The following is a 19105-nucleotide window of genomic DNA, read 5'->3' on the forward strand; positions in this document are numbered from 1 at the left end:
TTTTTTAACCCCCCCCGCGGCTGTGATTCCCGCCCCCCACCGCTTTGCTCCACCGCGCCCCCCCCCCCCCGGGGGGGGCGGGCGGGGCAAGCATCAAGCGTCAGGCCTGTTCGACCACGTACTTGGACAGGCGCGGGTCGTTCTTCATGACTTCCAGTGTGGCCGCGTGGACATCCGCCGCGGTGGCATTGGCGTTGCTGAATATCTGGTTGAAGTGCTCGTGGGTGACGCTGGAGAAGTAGGCGCGATCCTCCGGCTTGATGCCGAGCACGACGGCGTAGCTGGTCAGCGCCTCGCCTTCGCCCTTGGCCATGTCCTCGGAGACTTCGTCGAGCATGCCGCTCAGGGCAATCAGCGACTTGCCGCCGTAGGTCAGCTTGCCGTCGGTGGAGCAGCCGTTGGTGCCGGAGGTCATGCCGAAGGTGGCGTTGCCGGAGGTGCCGTTGGTGATCGAGGCGACGATGTGCGAAGGCGTGCCGCGCTGGCCTTCGAAGAGCATGTTGCCCCAGCCGCAATTCGGGCCGCCGGGCGCTTCGGCCAGGGCGTTGAAGGAAACCGCAGCGAGCAGACTACCGAGCAGAATTTTATTCATGATTATTTCTCTACCGTATCGGAAGGATGGAACCGGGTTGAGCTGCACGACGATCGCTACGACGGGAAGGCGATCACCCTCGGGCAACACGGCGCAACCGTCGGAAATCCGACGGAGGCGCACGCTTTTGAGGTTAGCCGAGCGCTGCGGTTCCGTGCGACGGCAACTATCCGGTGGATGACGCGAGCCGGGCGGGCGGGCGCTTGCCAGTGTCGTCCGCCCAGCGCCAGAATGCGGGCGTCATTCCCCGCGGCGCGCGCCGCTCGAAAAGGATTCCCGATGCCCCAGCCCTTCGCTGCCGTGCTGCGTCTCGCGCCCGATGCGCTAACCCGTCCGTTCGCTCCCGATCAATTCAACTTCACCACCACCGATGACCTGGAGCCGTTCCGCGGCGTGCTCGGGCAGGAGCGTGCCGTCGAGGCACTGCAGTTCGGCGTCGCCATGCCGCGTGCAGGCTACAACGTGTTCGTCATGGGCGAGCCCGGCACCGGTCGCTTCTCCTTCGTCCAGCGCTACCTGAAGGCCGAGGCCAAGCGCCTGGAAACGCCGGCCGACTGGGTGTACGTCAACCATTTCGACGAACCGCGCGAGCCGCGCGTGCTGCAGCTGCCGCCGGGCAGCGCGGACGCCTTCGTCGGCGACCTCGACCACTTGATCGACAACCTTCTGGCGACCTTTCCCGCGGTCTTCGAGCATCCCGCCTACCAGCAGAAGAAGAGCGCCATCGACCGCGCCTTCAACCAGCGCTACGACCGCGCCCTGGACGTCATCGAGCGGCTGTCGCTGGAGAAGGACATCGCCCTCTACCGCGACAACACCAACATCGCCTTCACTCCGATGAAGGACGGCAAGGCACTGGACGAAGCCGAGTTCGCCCAGTTGCCGGAAGCCGAGCGCGAGCGCTATCACCAGGACATCGCCGAGCTGGAGGAGCGCCTCAACGAGGAGCTCGCCAGCCTGCCGCAATGGAAACGCGAGTCAAGCAACCAGCTGCGCCAGCTCAACGAAGAGACCATCACCCTGGCGCTGCAGCCGGTGCTTGCGCCGCTGTCGGAGAAGTACGCTGAGAACGCCGGTGTCTGCGCCTATCTGCAGGCGATGCAGGTCGACCTGCTGAAAACCGTGGTCGATCAGCTGATCGACGACAACCGCACCGACGCGCAGCGCCGCCAGGGCCTGGAAGACCAGTACAGCCCCAGCCTGGTGGTGGCGCACCACGCCAACGGCGGCGCACCGGTGGTGTTCGAGCCGCATCCGACCTACGACAACCTGTTCGGCCGCATCGAGTACGGCACCGATCAGGGGGCGCTCTACACCAGCTACCGCCAGTTGCGCCCGGGCGCGCTGCACCGCGCCAACGGCGGCTTCCTGGTGCTGGAAGCGGAGAAGATGCTCAGCGAGCCCTTCGTCTGGGAGGCGCTCAAGCGCGCCATTCATTCGCGCCAGCTGAAGATGGAATCGCCGCTGGCCGAGCTTGGCCGGCTGGCCACGGTGACCTTGGCGCCGCAGGTGATCCCGCTGCAGCTCAAGGTGATCATCATCGGTTCGCGCCAGCTCTACTACACGCTGCAGGACGTCGATCCGGACTTCCAGGAGATGTTCCGCGTGCTGGTCGACTTCGACGAAGACATCATGCTCGCCGACGAGAGCCTCGAGCAGTTCGCCCAGTTGCTCAAGACGCGCACCTCGGAAGAAGGCCTCGCGCCGCTGACCGCTGCCGCCGTCGCGCGCCTGGCGACCTACAGTGCGCGCCTCGCCGAGCACCAGGGGCGACTCTCGGCGAAGATCGGCGACCTGTTCCAGCTGGTCAGCGAGGCTGACTTCATCCGCCAACTGGCCGGTGAGGCGACTACCGACGCCGGTCACATCGAGCGTGCGCTGCGTGCCAAGGCGACGCGCACCGGGCGGGTCTCGGCACGGATTCTCGACGACATGCTCGCCGGGATCATCCTCATCGATACCGAAGGCGCGGCCATCGGCAAGTGCAACGGGCTCACGGTGCTGGAGGTCGGCGATTCGGCATTCGGCGTGCCGGCGCGGATCTCCGCCACGGTCTACCCGGGCGGCAGCGGCATCGTCGACATCGAGCGCGAGGTCAACCTCGGCCAGCCGATCCACTCCAAGGGCGTGATGATCCTCACCGGCTACCTGGGCAGCCGCTACGCCCAGGAGTTTCCCCTGGAAATCTCCGCGAGCATCGCCCTGGAACAGTCCTACGGCTATGTCGACGGCGACAGCGCTTCGCTCGGCGAGGTCTGTACGCTGATATCCGCGCTCTCGCGGACACCGCTCAAGCAGTGCTTCGCCATCACCGGGTCGATCAACCAGTTCGGCGAGGTGCAGGCCGTCGGCGGGGTCAACGAGAAGATCGAGGGCTTCTTCCGCCTCTGCGAAGCGCGCGGGCTGACCGGCGAGCAGGGCGCGATCATTCCCTACGCCAACATCGCCACCCTGATGCTCGACGAGCGCGTGCTGCAGGCCGTGCGCTCCGGCCAGTTCAACGTCTACGCGGTGCGCCACGTGGACGAGGCGCTGAGCCTGTTGCTCGGCGAGCCGGCCGGCTCACCGGACGAGCAAGGGCGCTTTCCGACCGGCAGCGTCAACGCGCGCGTGGTCCAGCGGCTGCGGGAAATCGCCGAGATGGGCATGGAAGACGACAGCAAGGACGCCGCGGAGAAGGACAAACCGACGCAAGGCTGATCGACGTTCGGCTGCCTTGGGAATGCTCGGCGCAATTGCTGGTCACAGGATGAAGCGGCGACGGCGCTGTCCGTCGCTGTTCCATCAGGGCCGCGCGGATAATCCGGCGGGCCACTTCTGCGCCATGTGTTCACCGCTCGCGGTGTGTGGCAGAACCAAGGACCCAGCGAGGAACGCCGCCATGTCGCGCACCCTCTGCCTCACCCGCGAATGCCTTGGGATGACGACCCGCATCGAATGCGTGATCCGTCCCCTCAACGGCGACAACGGGCTTTGGACGCTTCTCTGCGCCGCCGGCGTGTCCGGTGCACAACCTTCCGCCATCAAGGTACAGGGGCCGTTCCACGGTCCCTTCGTCGCCGAGGGCGTGCTCGATGCCATTGCCGAATGCCTGGCGGTTCAGGGCTACGCCGTCTGCGAGGAACCGCAGATCTGGCGCCTGCACATGCAGGGCGAGCTGCGCAAGCTGACCCGGCCGCGCCAGTCTCAGGCGGGTAGCTACGCGCTCCAGCCTGAAAACTGATCTTCTTCCGAGCACTTCGGGCGGAGCCGTTTCCGCTCCGCCGATTTTGTTCGTCCCGATAACCGCTCCCGGCGAGAGGCGAGGCGACGCTCCGCACGCCTTGCCGCTGGCGCTTTGCTGGGTATACTCGCGGCATTTTTCGCGGAGCTGAACCATGGAACGCTTTTTCGAGAATGCTATGTACGCCACGCGCTGGCTGCTGGCGCCCATCTATTTCGGCCTGTCGTTCGCCCTGCTTGCGCTGTGCCTGAAGTTCTTCCAGGAGGTCTATCACATCCTCCCGAACGTCTTCGAGAAGGCCGAATCCGACCTGATCCTGGTGTTGCTCTCGCTGATCGACATGGCGCTGGTCGGCGGCCTGATCGTGATGGTGATGATCTCCGGCTACGAGAACTTCGTCTCGCAACTGGACATCGAAGAGGGCAAGGAAAAGCTCGACTGGCTGGGCAAGATGGATTCCAGCTCGCTGAAGATGAAGGTGGCGGCTTCGATCGTGGCGATTTCCTCGATCCACCTGCTGCGGGTGTTCATGGACGCGCAGAAGATCGAAAACGATAAGCTGCTCTGGTACGTGGTGATCCACATGACCTTCGTCCTGTCCGCCTTCGCCATGGGTTACCTGGACCGACTGACCAAACACTGATTTCTCCGGTCTCATGGCTATCGTCCCACCTGCCAGGAGACCGCGATGACCCTCGCCCAACTGCAGCAACTGGCCTTGGCCGGTGACATCCATGAGCTGAACCTGCTCTCGCTCGAGGGCGGTTTCTACGTCCTGCAGGCACTCACCGCCGACGGCAATGCGCGTCTCGAGGACGATCAGGGGCGCGTGTCGCACCTGCGCTCGCTGGACCACGCGCGCTTCGTGCTGCGCGAGGTGCCCGAGCTGCCGCTGTACCTGTTGCAGTTCTCCGCCTACGACGAAATGGTCGGCATGGCCCCGCGCAGCGAGTCGCCGCTCAAGGTGAAGGTCAGCGCCCGCGCCCTCGACGGCTGAGCGCGCGTGGCGGGTGTGGTAGTCTGCGGGCCTTTTTTTACGGAGACAGCAGATGAGCACAGTGGACCTGAACAGCGACGAAACCCGCGTCAGTTACGGCATCGGCCGCCAGCTCGGCGACCAGCTGCGTGACAACCCGCCGCCCGGCGTGAGTATCGACGCGGTGCTCGCCGGTCTGACCGACGCCTTCGCCGGCCAGCCGAGCCGTGTCGACCAGGCCGCCATGGCCGCCAGCTTCAAGGTGATTCGCGAGCGCATGCAGGCCGAGGCCCAGGCGAAGGCCGACGCCGCCGCTGGCGAAGGTCGTGCCTATCTTGTGGAGAACGCCAAGCGCGAAGGCGTGATTACGCTGCCTTCCGGGCTGCAGTACGAAGTGCTGACAGCGGGCGAGGGCGCCAAGCCTACGCGTGAGGACAGCGTTCGCACCCACTACCACGGCACCCTGATCGACGGCAGCGTGTTCGACAGCTCCTACGCCCGTGGCGAGCCGGCCGAGTTTCCGGTGGGCGGCGTGATCGCCGGCTGGACCGAGGCGCTGCAACTGATGGGTACCGGCAGCAAATGGCGTCTGCACGTACCGAGCGAACTGGCCTACGGCGGCCAGGCGGCGGGCAGCATTCCGCCGCACAGTGTGCTGGTGTTCGACGTCGAGCTGCTCGACATCCTCTGAGTCGAATCCTCCGATGACCGTCCGCCGACGGTCATCGCTCAGGCAGGCAGGCGGCTCAGCAGAGCACCTTCGGATTCCTGGCATTGACGCCTGCCGCAGCTGGCGCAGTTCAGTTCGCTATTGGGGCGCAATGCCCGCGCGTAGCAGAACAGGAACAGGTTGCGCACCAGCTCCTTGACGATCATGGGTTCGCAGGAATTCAGGCCGGCCAGGTCGAGGTCGCCCTGATCCCGCAGCTCGTCGAGCGCTTCCTCCTCCAGTACCGCACAGACTTCCCCGGTTTCCCGATGCAGGATGCGCAGGTAAGGGTGTGGGCGTTCCAGCCAGGCATCAATCAGATAGGTCATGGTTCATCTCCGGTGAGTGGTTGGAGATGAGAATAATTCCTATTGCTGGAATAGCAAGCGTCTATTTCACAATCCGCCATCCGTGCGCGCCAAACCCTTTGCAGGCGCGCGCTTTCGGGCGTGCGCCCGGATGTCACGCCCGGAAATACCAGGCGTGAGTGCCACCGGGCGCGGTGTGATGAGCGGTTGGATTCAGTGCGTGCGGGCGACGGCGAAGCGGGTCAGTTCGACCAGCGCATCGCGGTAGACGCTGGCGGGCAGCGCTTCCAGGCAGGTGATGGCGCGATCCGCGTGTTCGCGCGCGAGGCGGGCGGTGTAGTCGAGGGCGCCGGAGGCCTCGACGGCTTCACGGATGCTGTCGAGGTCTTCGATGCCGCCTTTCTGGATCGCATGGCGCACCAGGGCGGCCTGCTCGGCGGTGCCTTCGCGCAGGGTGTAGATCAGTGGCAGTGTCGGCTTGCCTTCGGCGAGGTCGTCGCCGACGTTCTTGCCGAGGGTTTCGGCGTCGCCCTTGTAGTCGAGCAGGTCGTCGACCAGCTGGAAGGCGATTCCCAGATGATCGCCAAACGTCTGCAGGGCCTCGCTCTGCTCGGGGCTCGCTTCGGCCAGTGCTGCGGCGCTGTGGGTCGAGGCCTCGAAGAGCATCGCGGTCTTGCCGCGGATGACTTCCATGTAGGTCTCTTCGGTGGTGCTGGCGTCGCGGATCTTCGAGAGCTGCAGCACTTCGCCTTCGGCGATCACGCGTGTCGCCTGGGAGATGATGCGCATGACCTGCATCGAGCCCAGCTCCACCATCATTTCGAAGGAGCGTGCATAAAGAAAGTCGCCGACCAGCACGCTGGGCGCATTGCCCCACATGGCGTTCGCGGTCGAGCGGCCGCGGCGCATGCCCGACATGTCGACGACGTCATCGTGCAGCAGGGTCGAGGTGTGCAGGAATTCGATGGTGGCTGCCAGCAGGCGCAGCGAGTCGCCTTCCAGGCCGAGGGCCTTGCCGGACAGCAGCACTAGCAGGGGGCGCATGCGTTTGCCGCCCGCGGAGATGATGTAGTCGCCGATCTTTTCCACCAGGGGGACGCGGGAGCTGAGCTGTTTACGGATGATTCCGTCGACAGCGGTAAAATCGTCCGCCACCACGTTATAGAAGGCCTGGGGTTGCATTGGCGAGTCGTACTCCTATGGATTGCGCGGCATGCTAGGGGCCGGGTCCGGCACTGTCAAGGCGAGGCCGGACGGTGCTTGCGCGTACAACCTGGCTTGCGTACAATCGCGCACCCCGAACTTCCCTGGGCATTTCCCTGCCTTACGCAATTGCCTGGTGTCTATCCGGCCCCAGGCAGCCATGCCAGCCGCCAACTCTTCCTACAAAGCGCTGGGTGAGCAGGATCAACGGAGATATTCCATGTACGCTGTAATCGTTACCGGTGGCAAGCAATACAAAGTCGCCGAAGGTGAATTCCTCAAGGTCGAGAAGCTGGAAATCGCCACTGGCGAATCCGTGACTTTCGATCGCGTTCTGCTGGTCGGCAATGGTGACGACGTCACCATCGGTGCGCCGGTAGTCGACGGTGCCAAGGTCGTCGCTGAAGTGGTCTCTCAAGGCCGTCACGATAAGATCCGTATCATCAAGTTCCGTCGTCGTAAGCACCACATGAAACGTCAGGGCCACCGTCAGTGGTTCACCGAAATCAAGATCACTGGCATTCAGGCCTGATCCCTTTTAGGAGGCTATGACTCATGGCACACAAAAAAGCTGGCGGTTCTACCCGCAACGGTCGCGACTCAGAAAGCAAACGCCTTGGCGTTAAGCTGTTCGGCGGCCAGGTCATCAAGGCCGGTAACATCATCGTGCGTCAGCGCGGTACCCAGTTCCACGCCGGTTATGGCGTTGGCATGGGCAAGGATCACACCCTGTTCGCGAAAGTGGCCGGCGTGGTCAAGTTCGAAGTGAAGGGCGAGTTCGGCCGTCGCTACGTGAGCGTCGTCGCGGCCTGATCGCGGCGTTGCTGAAGAAGCCCTGTCTTGCGACGGGGCTTTTTCGTTTCTGTATCCTATCGTTTTTTTCAGCCCGCCCGAGGGCGGGAGGCGTTCCATGAAATTCGTCGATGAAGTATCGATCGTTGTAAAAGCAGGTGATGGCGGCAATGGCTTGATGAGCTTCCGCCGCGAAAAATTCATCGAGAAGGGTGGCCCCAACGGCGGCGATGGCGGTGACGGAGGCTCCATCTATATGGAGGCCGACGAGAATCTCAACACGCTGGTCGACTACCGCTATACCCGTCGCTTTGATGCGCAGCGCGGCGAGAACGGTGGCAGCAAGGACTGCACCGGGCACAAGGGTGACGATCTGGTGCTGCCGGTCCCGGTGGGCACCACGGTCATCGATGCCAATACCCAGGAAATCATCGGCGACCTGACCAAGCCCGGCCAGCGGCTGTTGGTGGCGCAGGGCGGCTGGCACGGTCTGGGCAATACCCGCTTCAAGTCGAGCACCAATCGGGCGCCGCGGCAGACCTCCCCGGGTAAGCCGGGCGAGATGCGCGATCTCAAGCTGGAGCTGAAGGTGCTTGCCGATGTTGGCTTGCTCGGCCTGCCGAATGCCGGCAAGAGCACTTTCATCCGCTCGGTGTCGGCGGCCAAGCCGAAGGTGGCGGACTACCCCTTCACCACGCTGGTGCCGAACCTGGGCGTGGTTAGCGTCGGTCGCTACAAGAGCTTCGTCATCGCCGACATCCCCGGCCTGATCGAAGGTGCCGCCGAGGGTGCCGGTCTGGGTATCCGTTTTCTCAAGCATCTGGCGCGCACGCGCCTGCTGCTGCATCTGGTGGACATGGCGCCGCTGGACGAGAGCGATCCGGCCGAGGCGGCTGCGGTGATCATCCACGAGTTGGAGAAGTTCAGCCCGTCGCTGGCCGAGCGCGACCGTTGGCTGGTGCTGAACAAGGCTGACCAGGTCCTTGAGGAGGAGCGCGAGGCTCGCGTCAAGGCGGTGGTCGAACGGCTCGACTGGAAAGGCCCGGTGTACGTGATTTCCGCGCTGGCGCGCGAAGGGACCGAGGCGCTCAGCCAGGACATCATGCGTTACCTCGACGAGCGTACCGTGCGCCTGGCCGAGGAGCCGGAGTACGCCGAGGCGCTGGCCGAGCTCGATCAGCGCATCGAGGATGAGGCGCGCGCCCGTCTGCAGGCGCTGGACGACCAGCGTGCCCTGCGCCGTGCAGGGCTGAAGAGCGCCGACACCGTAGAGGACGAAGACGACTTCGACGATGACGAGGATGATGGCGACGGGCCGGAAATCTTCTACGTGCGCTGAGATTTCTCGGGAGCGGGATGGCCGGTCCTTTCCGCTGTGTGCATCTGGACTGGGATGGAATCATGCGGGACAAGGTGACCGGCGCGCAGCGCTGGGTGGTGAAGATCGGCAGCGCGCTGCTGACCGCCGACGGGCGTGGACTGGATCGCGCGGCCATGGCGGTGTGGGTCGAGCAGATGGTCGCGCTGCGGGCGGCGGGCGTGGAGCTGGTGCTGGTGTCGTCCGGCGCGGTGGCGGCGGGCATGAGCCGTCTCGGCTGGACGGCTCGTCCCAAGGCCATGAACGAGCTGCAAGCGGCGGCTGCGGTCGGGCAGATGAGCCTGATCCGAGCCTGGGAATCGAGTTTCGCCGAGCACGAGCGGCAGACCGCGCAGATCCTGCTGACGCATGACGATCTGTCCGACCGCAAGCGTTACCTGAACGCGCGCAGCACTCTGCGCACTCTGGTCGACGTCGACGTGATCCCGGTGATCAACGAGAATGACACGGTGGTCACCGACGAAATCCGTTTTGGCGACAACGACACGCTGGCGGCGCTGGTCGCCAACCTGGTCGAGGCCGATCTGCTGGTGATCCTCACCGACCGCGACGGCATGTTCGATGCCGATCCCCGTCTGAATCCCGATGCCGTACTGATTTCGGAGGCCCGTGCCGACGATCCGGCGCTGGATGCCGTCGCGGGCGGTACCGGCGGCGCCTTGGGGCGTGGCGGCATGCAGACCAAGCTGCGCGCGGCGCGTCTGGCGGCGCGTTCGGGTGCCTACACCGTCATCGTCGGCGGGCGCATCGAGCAGGTACTGGTGCGCCTCAAGGCGGGGGAGCTGCTCGGTACGCTGCTGGCGCCCGAGCGTGATCCGCTGGCGGCGCGCAAGCAGTGGCTGGCCGGCCAGCTGCAGACCCGTGGCACGCTGGTGCTGGACGCCGGTGCGGTCAAGGCGCTGCGCCAGGATCACAAGAGCCTGCTTTCGGTGGGTGTGAAGGCGATCCAGGGCAGCTTTCGCCGGGGCGAGATGGTGGTCTGCGTCGATCTCGAGGGGCGCGAAGTGGCTCGTGGTCTGGTCAACTACAGTGCGATCGAGGCGCAGAAGATGCTCGGTCGCTCGTCCGACGCCATCGAGTCGCTGCTCGGTTACGTGAATGAGCCTGAGCTGGTGCATCGCGACAACCTGATCCTGCTGAGGAGTGCCGAATGAAGAGCCTGTGGCTTGCTGTGTTTTTGGCGGTTCCCGCCCTGGCGGCGGCCGAGCAGATCGGCGAAGTCGCTACCGTCTTCAAGTGGGTCGGCCCCAACGACAAGATCGTCGTCGAGGCCTTCGACGATCCGAAGGTTGAGGGCGTGACCTGCTACCTGTCGCGGGCCAAGACCGGCGGTGTGAAAGGTGGGCTGGGCCTGGCCGAGGATCGTGCGGAGGCGTCCATTGCCTGTCGTCAGGTCGGCGCCATCCGCTTCAAAGGCGAGCTCAAAGATGGCGAGGAGGTGTTCAAGGAGCGCACCTCGCTGGTGTTCAAGAGCATGCAGGTGGTGCGTTTCTTCGACGAGAAGCGCAACACGCTGGTCTACCTGGTTTACAGCGACCGCATCATTGAAGGCAGTCCGCAGAATGCGGTGACCGCCATTCCGATTCTTCCCTGGAAGTGAGTCGATCGGTCTCGGTGTGGGCTCGCCGGGTGCGAGCTGCCCACGTCTCGACGTTTCTCGGGATGCATTGATCGACAGGGCGCTCGCTCAGGCGCAGCGCCTGTCTTCGCTCTGCTCGCAAGGGCTATGTGCGCGGGCATAAAAAAACCGGCCAGTGGCCGGTTTTTTCAAGAACATCACGCTCAGGCTGCAGCGGCTTCGCCGAGTGCCTTGATGTGAGCGTTCAGACGGCTCTTGTGACGAGCAGCCTTGTTCTTGTGGATGATGCCTTTGTCGGCCATGCGGTCGATTACCGGTACAGCCAAGGTGTAGGCAGCCTGGGATTTTTCCAGGTCTTTGGCGTCGAGCGCCTTGACTACGTTCTTGATGTAGGTGCGAACCATGGAGCGCAGGCTGGCATTGTGGCTGCGACGCTTCTCAGCCTGTTTTGCGCGTTTTTTGGCGGAAGGGCTGTTGGCCACCGTCGAACTCCTCGAAACTTTGGGGGGATGCAAACAAATAAGGCCGCGAATCTTGCCGCCGCAGGGGGCGCTTGTCAAGCGCGATCGGAGGCTATCTGGAGTTGGCCGACGAGCGTCGTCCGTCGGCAATGGCTTCGCTTCGAGATCACTGCGCTGGCGACGGCGCGCACTGTAACGGGTGCTTTATTTCCAGGCCAGCCCTAAACTCGGCGGCTTCTTTCGGCGCGGCGTCGCGAGTTTCACGCTGCGCAGCGCGGTCGAACTGCATGGCTATCCATACCCTATGAATCTACTCAAATCCCTGGCTGCGGTGAGTTCGCTGACCATGGTGTCCCGTGTGCTGGGCTTCGTGCGCGACACCATCATGGCGCGCATCTTCGGCGCCGGCGTGGCCACCGATGCCTTCGTCGTGGCCTTCAAGCTGCCCAACCTGCTGCGGCGCATCTTCGCCGAGGGGGCGTTCTCCCAGGCGTTCGTGCCGATCCTCGCGGAGTACAAGAGCCAGCGCGGCGATGAGGCGGCACGCACCTTCGTGGCCTACGTGTCCGGGCTGCTCACGCTGGTACTGGCGCTGGTCACCGCGCTGGGCGTGCTCGCCGCGCCCTGGGTGGTGTGGATCAGCGCGCCTGGGTTCGCCGACGATGCGCAGCGCTTCGAGCTCACCAGCTCGCTGCTGCGGGTGACCTTCCCCTACATCCTGCTGATCTCGCTGTCGTCGCTGGCCGGAGCGATCCTCAATACCTGGAATCGCTTCGCCGTACCGGCCTTCGTGCCGACGCTGCTCAACCTGAGCATGATCTTCTTCGCCGTGTTCCTCACGCCGTACTTCGATCCGCCGGTCATGGCGCTCGGCTGGGCGGTGCTCGCCGGCGGCCTGTTGCAGCTGCTCTACCAACTGCCGCACCTTAGGAAGATCGGCATGCTGGTGCTGCCGCGCCTGAACCTTCGCGACAGCGGCGTGTGGCGGGTGATGCGGCAGATGGGGCCGGCGATCCTCGGGGTGTCCGTGGCGCAGGTCTCGCTGATCATCAATACGGCATTCGCCTCCTTCCTGCCGACCGGGTCGGTGTCCTGGATGTACTACGCCGATCGCCTGATGGAGCTGCCCACCGGCGTGCTCGGCGTGGCGCTGGGTACCATCCTGCTGCCTGCACTTTCCAAGACGCATGCGCTGGGCGATCGCGGCGAGTATTCGCGGCTGCTCGACTGGGGCCTGCGCCTGTGCCTGTTGCTGGCGCTGCCGTGCGCGCTGGCGCTGGCGATCATCGCCGAGCCGCTGACCGCCTCTTTGTTCCAGTACGGCGCATTCAGCGCCCACGACGCCGCGATGACCCAGCGCGCACTGATCGCCTATTCGATAGGGCTGGTAGGTCTGATCCTGATCAAGATCCTCGCACCGGGTTTCTATGCGCGGCAGAACATCCGCACGCCGGTGCGCATCGCCCTCTTCATTCTTGTCGTCACCCAACTGATGAACCTGGCGTTCATCGTGCCATTGCGGCATGCCGGGCTGGCCCTGGCGATCAGCTTGGGTGCCTGCCTGAACGCCGGCTTGCTCTACTGGCAGATGCGCAAGCAGCAGATGTTCGACTTGCAGCCGGGCTGGACGCCGTTCCTGGTCAAGCTGGTGGTCGCCGTTCTGGTGATGTCCGGGGTGCTGCTCGCGGGCATCCGGCTTCTGCCGGACTGGGATCAGGGCGACATGCTGCTGCGCCTGCTGCGCCTGGGTTTGCTGGTTGCCGCCGGTGTGCTCGCCTATTTCGGCAGCCTGCTCCTGCTTGGCTTTCGCCTGCACCATTTTGCGCGCCGCTCGCTGCACTGAAGCGTTGTTGCCCTGCGTGGCGAGCGGGCCGAATGCCGCCGCTGCGCCTGTCACCCGGCGCCCGCTGTGCGTATAATCGACCACTTTGTGAGCAAGATGCGCGCTATGCAGCTGGTTCGAGGCCTACACAATCTGCGGCCCCAACATCGGGGTTGCGTCGCCACGATCGGGAATTTCGACGGTGTCCACCGCGGCCATCAGGCCATCCTGATGCGTTTGCGTGAGCGCGCCGCGGAATTGTCGCTGCCTAGCTGCGTGGTGATTTTCGAGCCGCAGCCGCGTGAGTTCTTCACCCCGAATACGGCGCCGCCGCGTCTGGCCCGCCTGCGTGACAAGCTCGAACTGTTCGCCGCGGAAGGCGTGGACCGTGTCCTGTGCCTGGCTTTCAACCCGCGCTTGCGCGAGCTGAGCGCCGAGGCGTTCGTCCGCCAGGTGCTGATCGACGGGCTCGGCGTGCGCCATCTGGAGGTCGGCGACGATTTCCGTTTCGGCTGCGATCGCGCCGGCGACTTCGCGTTTCTCCAGCGTGCCGGCGCGGCGGCCGGTTTCACCGTGGAGGCGGCGACCACCATCGAGGTGGACGGCCGGCGGGTCAGCAGCACGCGGGTTCGCGAGGCACTGGCCGAGGGCGACTTCCCGCAGGCCCAGCGTCTGCTCGGACGCCATTACGTCATCGACGGTCGCGTGCTGCACGGGCAGAAGCTGGCCCGGCAGTTGGGCTGGCCGACGGCGAACGTGCAGCTCAAGCGCGTCCGTGCGCCGTTTTCCGGGGTTTATCTTGTCAGCGCCTATGTGGACGGGCGCAAATGGCCGGGTGTGGCCAACATCGGTACGCGGCCCAGCGTCGACGGCGACGGCCACGCGCATCTGGAGGTACACCTGCTGAACTTCGCCGGCGACCTCTACGGCAAGCGCATGCGCGTGGCCTTTCACCACAAGCTGCGCAACGAGCGCAGGTTCGCCTCGCTGGACGAGCTCAAGGCGGCGATCGCCGCCGATGTCGTCGCCGCCCAGGTTTACTGGCTGGGCGCGCCGCTGCAGTGAGGGCGCCGGCATCCGCAATACATACGATCAGCAGCACCGGCGGGGCCGCGTCCCCGTGCAAGCAGAACTGAATTTGAACAGGCCGATGACATGACCGATTACAAAGCGACGCTGAACCTGCCGGAAACGGCATTCCCGATGAAGGCCGGCTTGCCGCAGCGCGAACCCCAGATCCTGCAGCGCTGGGACGAGATCGGCCTGTACCAGAAGCTGCGCCAGATCGGCGCCGGGCGTCCGAAGTTCGTGCTCCACGACGGCCCGCCGTACGCCAACGGCAGCATCCATATCGGTCACGCGCTGAACAAGATCCTCAAGGACATCATCACCCGTTCCAAGACCCTGAGCGGTTTCGACGCCCCCTACGTGCCGGGCTGGGATTGCCATGGCCTGCCGATCGAGCACAAGGTCGAGACTACCTTCGGCAAGAACCAGCCGGCCGACCTCACGCGCGAGCGTTGCCGCGCCTATGCCACCGAGCAGGTTGCCGAGCAGAAGGCCGGCTTCATCCGCCTCGGCGTGTTGGGTGAGTGGGACAACCCGTACCTGACCATGAACTTCGCCAACGAAGCCGGCGAGATCCGCGCGCTGGCCGAGATGGTCGGCAACGGCTTCGTGTTCAAGGGCCTGAAGCCGGTCAACTTCTGCTTCGATTGCGGCTCGGCGCTGGCCGAGGCCGAAGTGGAGTATCAGGACAAGAAGTCCGATGCCATCGACGTGGCCTTCCCGATCGAAGACGCCGACAAGCTGGCCGCTGCGTTCGGCCTGGAACGCCTGTCGAAGCCGACCAGCATCGTCATCTGGACCACCACGCCATGGACCATTCCGGCCAACCAGGCGCTCAACGTGCATCCTGAATTCACCTATGCATTGGTGGATGTCGGTGATCGTCTGCTGCTGCTCGCCGAAGAACTGGTCGAAAGCTGCCTGCAGCGCTATGGACTGCAGGGTGAGGTCGTCGCCACGGCGCCGGGTGCCGCGCTGGAGCTGATCCGCTTCCGCCATCCGTTCTACGAGCGCCTGTCGCCGTTGTACCTGGCCGATTATGTCGAGCTGGGCGCCGGCACCGGCGTGGTTCACTCGGCGCCGGCCTATGGCGAGGACGACTTCTACAGTTGCAAGCGCTACGGCATGAGCAACGACGAGATCCTCAATCCGGTGCAGAGCAACGGCGTCTACGTCGACTCGCTGCCGTTCTTCGGCGGCCAGTTCATCTGGAAGGCCAACCCGGCGGTCGTCGCCAAGCTCGAGGAAGTCGGCGCGCTGCTCCGGCACGACGTGATCAACCACAGCTACATGCATTGCTGGCGGCACAAGACGCCGCTGATCTATCGCGCCACGGCGCAGTGGTTCGTCGGCATGGATACCAAGCCGAAAGACGGCGCCACATTGCGTGAGCGCTCGCTGGCTGCCATCGAAGACACCAAGTTCGTCCCGGCCTGGGGCCAGGCGCGCCTGCATAGCATGATCGCTGGCCGTCCTGACTGGTGCATCTCGCGCCAGCGCAACTGGGGCGTGCCGATTCCGTTCTTCACCCACAAGGACAGCGGCGAGCTGCACCCGCGCACCGTCGAACTGATGGAGGAAGTCGCCAAGCGCGTCGAGCAGGAAGGCATCGAGGCCTGGTTCAAGCTCGACGCTGCCGAGTTGCTTGGCGACGAGGCCGGCCAGTACGACAAGAGCCGCGATACCCTGGACGTGTGGTTCGACTCCGGCACCACCCACTGGCACGTGCTGCGCGGCTCGCATGCCGACCTGGCGCACCGCGACGGTCCGGCGGCCGACCTCTACCTGGAAGGCTCCGACCAGCATCGCGGCTGGTTCCATTCCTCGCTGCTCACCGGCTGCGCCATCGACGGCCACGCGCCGTACAAGGAGCTGCTGACCCACGGTTTCACCGTCGACGAGCAGGGCCGCAAGCAATCCAAATCCCTGGGCAACGTGGTCGCGCCGCAGAAAGTCATCGACAGCCTGGGTGCCGACATCCTGCGCTTGTGGGTCTCGTCCACCGACTATTCGGGCGAGATGGCGGTGTCCGACCAGATTCTCCAGCGCAGCGCCGACGCCTACCGGCGCATCCGCAACACCGCGCGCTTCCTGCTCTCGAACCTCAATGGCTTCGACCCGCAGCAGCACCTGCTGCCGGCCGAGGACATGCTCGCACTGGATCGCTGGGCGGTCGACCGCACACTTTTGCTGCAGCGCGAGATCGTCGAGGCCTACGACGAGTACCGTTTCTGGAACGTCTACCAGAAGGTGCACAACTTCTGCGTGCAGGAGCTGGGCGGCTTCTACCTCGACATCATCAAGGACCGCCAGTACACCACCGCGGCGGACAGCGTGGCGCGGCGTTCCTGTCAGACCGCGATGTACCACATCGCCGAAGCGCTGGTGCGCTGGATCGCGCCGATCCTTTCCTTCACCGCCGACGAGATCTGGCAGTACCTGCCGGGCGAACGCAACGAGTCCGTGATGCTCAACACCTGGTACGAGGGCCTTGCCGAGTTGCCGCTGGGCTTCGACCTGGACCGCGCCTTCTGGGAGCAGGTCATGGCCGTGAAGGTTGCGGTCAACAAGGAGCTGGAAAACCAGCGCAACGCCAAGACGATTGGCGGCAACCTGCAGGCGGACATCGTGCTGTTCGGCGAAGGGGCGCTGGTCGAGGTGCTGAACAAGCTGGGCGAGGACCTGCGCTTCGTGCTGATCACCTCGCGCGTCGAGGTACAGCCGCTGGAGCAGGCGCCGGCCGAGGCGGTGCAGAGCGAATTGCAGGGCCTCAAGCTGCTGGTGCGCAAGTCGACCTTCGAGAAATGCCCGCGCTGCTGGCACTTCCGCGACGACATCGGCGTCGACCCGGCGCATCCGGACATCTGTGGACGTTGCGCAAGCAATGCGTTCGGTTTGGGTGAGATCCGGCACTTCGCCTGATCGAGCATCGTCCGATAGACGGGGCGCGCACGCGTGCCCCAGGACCCTTGGTTGCATCTGGAGACTGTATGACGTCCCGCTTCGGCAAACTCCCCTGGCTATGGATCAGCGTGCTGGTGTTCGTTCTGGACCAGGCGACGAAGTTCTACTTCGAGGGAACCCTGCGGCTGTATCAGCAGGTCGTGGTGATCCCTGACTATTTCAGCTGGACCCTGGCCTACAACACCGGCGCCGCGTTCAGTTTCCTGGCCGACGAGTCCGGTTGGCAGCGCTGGCTGTTCGCGCTGATCGCGGTCGGCGTCAGCGCCGTGCTGGTGGTCTGGATGAAACGCCTGAAGCACGACGAAACCTGGCTGGCGATCGCGCTCGCGCTGGTGCTGGGCGGCGCGCTGGGCAACCTGCTCGATCGCATGCTGCTCGGCCACGTGGTCGACTTCATCCTGGTGCACTGGCAGAACCGTTGGTACTTCCCGGCCTTCAACCTCGCCGATAGCGGGATCACCGTAGGCGCCCTCATGCTGGCGCTGGACATGTTCAAGACCAAGAAGTCTGGAGAAACCGTACATGACTGAGCAGCGTATCGGCTCGGACACCCGCGTCACCCTGCATTTCGCCCTCAAGCTGGCGAGCGGCGATGTGGTCGACACGACCTTCGACAAGCAGCCCGCCACCTTCAGCGTCGGCGACGGCAACCTGTTGCCGGGATTCGAGCAGGCGCTCTACGGCCTCAAGGCGGGCGACAAGCGCAGCCTGACCGTGGAGCCCGAGCATGGCTTCGGCCAGCCCAACGTGCAGAACGTGCAGGTCATGCCGCGCGGGCAGTTCGAGGGCATGGAGCTGTCCGAGGGACTGCTGGTGATTTTCAACGACGCCGCCAATACCGAACTGCCGGGCGTGGTCAAAGCCTTCGACGACAGGCAGGTGACCGTCGATTTCAACCACCCCCTGGCCGGCAAGCAGCTGACCTTCGATGTCGAGATCATCGACGTCGTCGCCCTGTAACACCTTTACGAGACGGTGGGGCGATCGTCCCGCCGCAGCCCCTTTGAACCCAGGGGGAGCAGAGGCAGTTAAACTGCCCGTCCAAGCCCCGCGCGCCGAGATTCGTCATGCTCATCAAACTCGCCAATCCCCGTGGCTTCTGTGCCGGTGTCGACCGCGCCATCGAGATCGTCAATCGTGCCCTCGAGGTGTTCGGTCCGCCGATCTACGTGCGCCATGAAGTCGTGCACAACAAGTTCGTGGTGGAGGATCTGCGTTCGCGCGGGGCAATCTTCGTCGACGAGCTGGATCAGGTGCCAGACAACGTCATCGTCATCTTCAGCGCCCACGGCGTATCCCAGGCGGTGCGCCAGGAAGCCGAAAGACGCGGCCTGAAGGTGTTCGATGCGACCTGCCCGCTGGTGACCAAGGTGCATCTTGAGGTCGCCCGCTACAGTCGCGACGGCCGCGAGTGCATCCTCATCGGTCACGAGGGGCACCCGGAAGTGGAGGGCACCATGGGCCAGTACGACACCGCTAACGGCGGCTCGATCTACCTGGTGGAAGACGAGGAGGACGTCGCCTCCCTGACCGTGCGCGATCCCGAGTCGCTGGCGTTCGTCACCCAGACCACGCTGTCGATGGATGACACCAGCCGAGTGATCGACGCCCTGCGGAAGAAGTTTCCCGCCATCGGCGGCCCGCGCAAGGACGACATCTGCTACGCCACGCAAAACCGCCAGGATGCGGTCAAGCAGCTCGCTGCCGACTGCGACCTGGTGCTGGTGGTGGGTAGCCCCAACAGCTCCAACTCCAACCGCCTGCGCGAGCTGGCAGAACGCATGAGCACTCCGGCCTATCTCATCGATGGTGCCGAAGACCTCAAGCGCGAGTGGTTCGAAGGTTGCCAGAAGATCGGCATCACCGCCGGCGCCTCGGCCCCGGAAGTGCTTGTGCGCGGGGTAATCGAGCAGCTCCATGCGTGGGGCGCCAGCGGCGCCGAGGAATTGCTCGGCAGGCCGGAGAACATCACGTTCTCCATGCCTAAGGAGTTGCGGGTGAAGGCTATCTAAGCGCTTTACCCGCCTCGC

20 protein-coding genes are annotated in these 19105 nt (G+C 64.6%); 16 read left to right on the forward strand and 4 right to left on the reverse strand.

The window, feature by feature from the left end; genetic code table 11:
• Positions 1-100: 100 nt before the first annotated feature.
• Entirely contained in the window at positions 101-592 is a 492-nt protein-coding gene (locus QMX85_RS17415; RefSeq protein WP_090226208.1) for a DUF3015 domain-containing protein, read from the reverse strand.
• Between the two features lie 279 nt (positions 593-871).
• Here QMX85_RS17415 and QMX85_RS17420 point away from each other — a divergent pair, with 279 nt between their 5' ends.
• The 5 genes from QMX85_RS17420 (at position 872) to QMX85_RS17440 (ending at position 5482) form a co-directional block, all read left to right on the forward strand.
• Positions 872-3292 (forward strand): ATP-binding protein, encoded by a 2421-nt coding sequence (locus QMX85_RS17420; RefSeq protein WP_282342955.1) that lies wholly within the window; start codon positions 872-874, stop codon positions 3290-3292.
• A 181-nt stretch (positions 3293-3473) separates the two neighbouring features.
• On the forward strand, positions 3474-3815 hold the full coding sequence (locus tag QMX85_RS17425) for a hypothetical protein (RefSeq protein WP_282342957.1): 342 nt from the start codon (positions 3474-3476) through the stop codon (positions 3813-3815).
• 154 nt (positions 3816-3969) lie between these two features.
• Positions 3970-4458: a TIGR00645 family protein gene (locus tag QMX85_RS17430; RefSeq protein WP_282342959.1), complete on the forward strand. Its 489-nt coding sequence runs from the start codon at positions 3970-3972 to the stop codon at positions 4456-4458.
• Positions 4459-4503: 45 nt separating this feature from the next.
• Positions 4504-4812 carry a DUF6482 family protein gene (locus QMX85_RS17435; RefSeq protein WP_282342980.1) on the forward strand — a complete coding sequence of 103 codons (309 nt, stop codon included), beginning with the start codon at positions 4504-4506 and terminating at the stop codon, positions 4810-4812.
• A gap of 52 nt (positions 4813-4864) precedes the next feature.
• Positions 4865-5482: an FKBP-type peptidyl-prolyl cis-trans isomerase gene (locus QMX85_RS17440; RefSeq protein WP_282342981.1), complete on the forward strand. Its 618-nt coding sequence runs from the start codon at positions 4865-4867 to the stop codon at positions 5480-5482.
• Between the two features lie 38 nt (positions 5483-5520).
• Here QMX85_RS17440 and QMX85_RS17445 read toward each other — a convergent pair whose 3' ends face one another.
• Positions 5521-5829: a hypothetical protein gene (locus tag QMX85_RS17445; RefSeq protein ID WP_282342984.1), complete on the reverse strand. Its 309-nt coding sequence runs from the start codon at positions 5827-5829 to the stop codon at positions 5521-5523.
• Between the two features lie 192 nt (positions 5830-6021).
• Positions 6022-6990, reverse strand: a complete 969-nt coding sequence (locus QMX85_RS17450; RefSeq protein ID WP_282342986.1) for a polyprenyl synthetase family protein — start codon at positions 6988-6990, stop codon at positions 6022-6024.
• Positions 6991-7231: 241 nt separating this feature from the next.
• Between QMX85_RS17450 and rplU the strand changes: the two genes are divergently transcribed.
• From rplU to QMX85_RS17475, 5 genes are all read left to right on the forward strand, one after another.
• Positions 7232-7543, forward strand: a complete 312-nt coding sequence (rplU, locus tag QMX85_RS17455) for a 50S ribosomal protein L21 (protein WP_090226225.1) — start codon at positions 7232-7234, stop codon at positions 7541-7543.
• 23 nt (positions 7544-7566) lie between these two features.
• Entirely contained in the window at positions 7567-7824 is a 258-nt protein-coding gene (rpmA, locus tag QMX85_RS17460; RefSeq protein WP_090226226.1) for a 50S ribosomal protein L27, read from the forward strand.
• A 97-nt stretch (positions 7825-7921) separates the two neighbouring features.
• Positions 7922-9142 carry an Obg family GTPase CgtA gene (gene cgtA / locus QMX85_RS17465; RefSeq protein ID WP_282342988.1) on the forward strand — a complete coding sequence of 407 codons (1221 nt, stop codon included), beginning with the start codon at positions 7922-7924 and terminating at the stop codon, positions 9140-9142.
• A gap of 62 nt (positions 9143-9204) precedes the next feature.
• Positions 9205-10335, forward strand: a complete 1131-nt coding sequence (proB, locus tag QMX85_RS17470; protein ID WP_282342990.1) for a glutamate 5-kinase — start codon at positions 9205-9207, stop codon at positions 10333-10335.
• Positions 10332-10781: a CreA family protein gene (locus QMX85_RS17475; protein WP_282342992.1), complete on the forward strand. Its 450-nt coding sequence runs from the start codon at positions 10332-10334 to the stop codon at positions 10779-10781. The genes proB and QMX85_RS17475 overlap by 4 nt, the downstream gene beginning before the upstream one ends.
• A 182-nt stretch (positions 10782-10963) precedes the next feature.
• Here the strand turns inward: QMX85_RS17475 and rpsT are convergent, their stop codons facing one another.
• Positions 10964-11242: a 30S ribosomal protein S20 gene (gene rpsT, locus QMX85_RS17480; protein ID WP_090226234.1), complete on the reverse strand. Its 279-nt coding sequence runs from the start codon at positions 11240-11242 to the stop codon at positions 10964-10966.
• Positions 11243-11525: 283 nt separating this feature from the next.
• Here rpsT and murJ point away from each other — a divergent pair, with 283 nt between their 5' ends.
• The 6 genes from murJ (at position 11526) to ispH (ending at position 19087) form a co-directional block, all read left to right on the forward strand.
• Entirely contained in the window at positions 11526-13064 is a 1539-nt protein-coding gene (gene murJ, locus QMX85_RS17485) for a murein biosynthesis integral membrane protein MurJ (protein ID WP_282342993.1), read from the forward strand.
• Positions 13065-13169: 105 nt separating this feature from the next.
• Positions 13170-14108 (forward strand): bifunctional riboflavin kinase/FAD synthetase, encoded by a 939-nt coding sequence (gene ribF / locus QMX85_RS17490; protein ID WP_282342994.1) that lies wholly within the window; start codon positions 13170-13172, stop codon positions 14106-14108.
• 90 nt (positions 14109-14198) lie between these two features.
• Positions 14199-17033, forward strand: a complete 2835-nt coding sequence (gene ileS, locus QMX85_RS17495) for an isoleucine--tRNA ligase (protein ID WP_282342995.1) — start codon at positions 14199-14201, stop codon at positions 17031-17033.
• A gap of 68 nt (positions 17034-17101) precedes the next feature.
• Positions 17102-17605 (forward strand): signal peptidase II, encoded by a 504-nt coding sequence (gene lspA, locus QMX85_RS17500; RefSeq protein ID WP_282342997.1) that lies wholly within the window; start codon positions 17102-17104, stop codon positions 17603-17605.
• Entirely contained in the window at positions 17598-18035 is a 438-nt protein-coding gene (locus QMX85_RS17505) for a peptidylprolyl isomerase (RefSeq protein WP_282342999.1), read from the forward strand. Before lspA ends, QMX85_RS17505 begins: the two co-directional genes overlap by 8 nt.
• Positions 18036-18142: 107 nt before the next feature.
• Entirely contained in the window at positions 18143-19087 is a 945-nt protein-coding gene (gene ispH / locus QMX85_RS17510) for a 4-hydroxy-3-methylbut-2-enyl diphosphate reductase (RefSeq protein ID WP_282343001.1), read from the forward strand.
• The last annotated feature ends 18 nt before the right edge of the window (positions 19088-19105 follow it).

The sequence above is a fragment of the Pseudomonas sp. PS02288 genome, from assembly GCF_029959715.1.
Classification (GTDB): domain Bacteria; phylum Pseudomonadota; class Gammaproteobacteria; order Pseudomonadales; family Pseudomonadaceae; genus Pseudomonas_O; species Pseudomonas_O kuykendallii.

Excerpts from the sequence above, each read along its gene's own strand:
- QMX85_RS17415 (WP_090226208.1), bottom strand. The coding sequence starts at position 592 with ATGAATAAAATTCTGCTCGGTAGTCTGCTCGCTGCGGTTTCCTTCAAC.
- QMX85_RS17420 (WP_282342955.1), top strand. The coding sequence starts at position 872 with ATGCCCCAGCCCTTCGCTGCCGTGCTGCGTCTCGCGCCCGATGCGCTA.
- QMX85_RS17425 (WP_282342957.1), top strand. The coding sequence starts at position 3,474 with ATGTCGCGCACCCTCTGCCTCACCCGCGAATGCCTTGGGATGACGACC.
- QMX85_RS17430 (WP_282342959.1), top strand. The coding sequence starts at position 3,970 with ATGGAACGCTTTTTCGAGAATGCTATGTACGCCACGCGCTGGCTGCTG.
- QMX85_RS17435 (WP_282342980.1), top strand. The coding sequence starts at position 4,504 with ATGACCCTCGCCCAACTGCAGCAACTGGCCTTGGCCGGTGACATCCAT.
- QMX85_RS17440 (WP_282342981.1), top strand. The coding sequence starts at position 4,865 with ATGAGCACAGTGGACCTGAACAGCGACGAAACCCGCGTCAGTTACGGC.
- QMX85_RS17445 (WP_282342984.1), bottom strand. The coding sequence starts at position 5,829 with ATGACCTATCTGATTGATGCCTGGCTGGAACGCCCACACCCTTACCTG.
- QMX85_RS17450 (WP_282342986.1), bottom strand. The coding sequence starts at position 6,990 with ATGCAACCCCAGGCCTTCTATAACGTGGTGGCGGACGATTTTACCGCT.
- rplU (WP_090226225.1), top strand. The coding sequence starts at position 7,232 with ATGTACGCTGTAATCGTTACCGGTGGCAAGCAATACAAAGTCGCCGAA.
- rpmA (WP_090226226.1), top strand. The coding sequence starts at position 7,567 with ATGGCACACAAAAAAGCTGGCGGTTCTACCCGCAACGGTCGCGACTCA.
- cgtA (WP_282342988.1), top strand. The coding sequence starts at position 7,922 with ATGAAATTCGTCGATGAAGTATCGATCGTTGTAAAAGCAGGTGATGGC.
- proB (WP_282342990.1), top strand. The coding sequence starts at position 9,205 with ATGCGGGACAAGGTGACCGGCGCGCAGCGCTGGGTGGTGAAGATCGGC.
- QMX85_RS17475 (WP_282342992.1), top strand. The coding sequence starts at position 10,332 with ATGAAGAGCCTGTGGCTTGCTGTGTTTTTGGCGGTTCCCGCCCTGGCG.
- murJ (WP_282342993.1), top strand. The coding sequence starts at position 11,526 with ATGAATCTACTCAAATCCCTGGCTGCGGTGAGTTCGCTGACCATGGTG.
- ribF (WP_282342994.1), top strand. The coding sequence starts at position 13,170 with ATGCAGCTGGTTCGAGGCCTACACAATCTGCGGCCCCAACATCGGGGT.
- ileS (WP_282342995.1), top strand. The coding sequence starts at position 14,199 with ATGACCGATTACAAAGCGACGCTGAACCTGCCGGAAACGGCATTCCCG.
- lspA (WP_282342997.1), top strand. The coding sequence starts at position 17,102 with ATGACGTCCCGCTTCGGCAAACTCCCCTGGCTATGGATCAGCGTGCTG.
- QMX85_RS17505 (WP_282342999.1), top strand. The coding sequence starts at position 17,598 with ATGACTGAGCAGCGTATCGGCTCGGACACCCGCGTCACCCTGCATTTC.
- ispH (WP_282343001.1), top strand. The coding sequence starts at position 18,143 with ATGCTCATCAAACTCGCCAATCCCCGTGGCTTCTGTGCCGGTGTCGAC.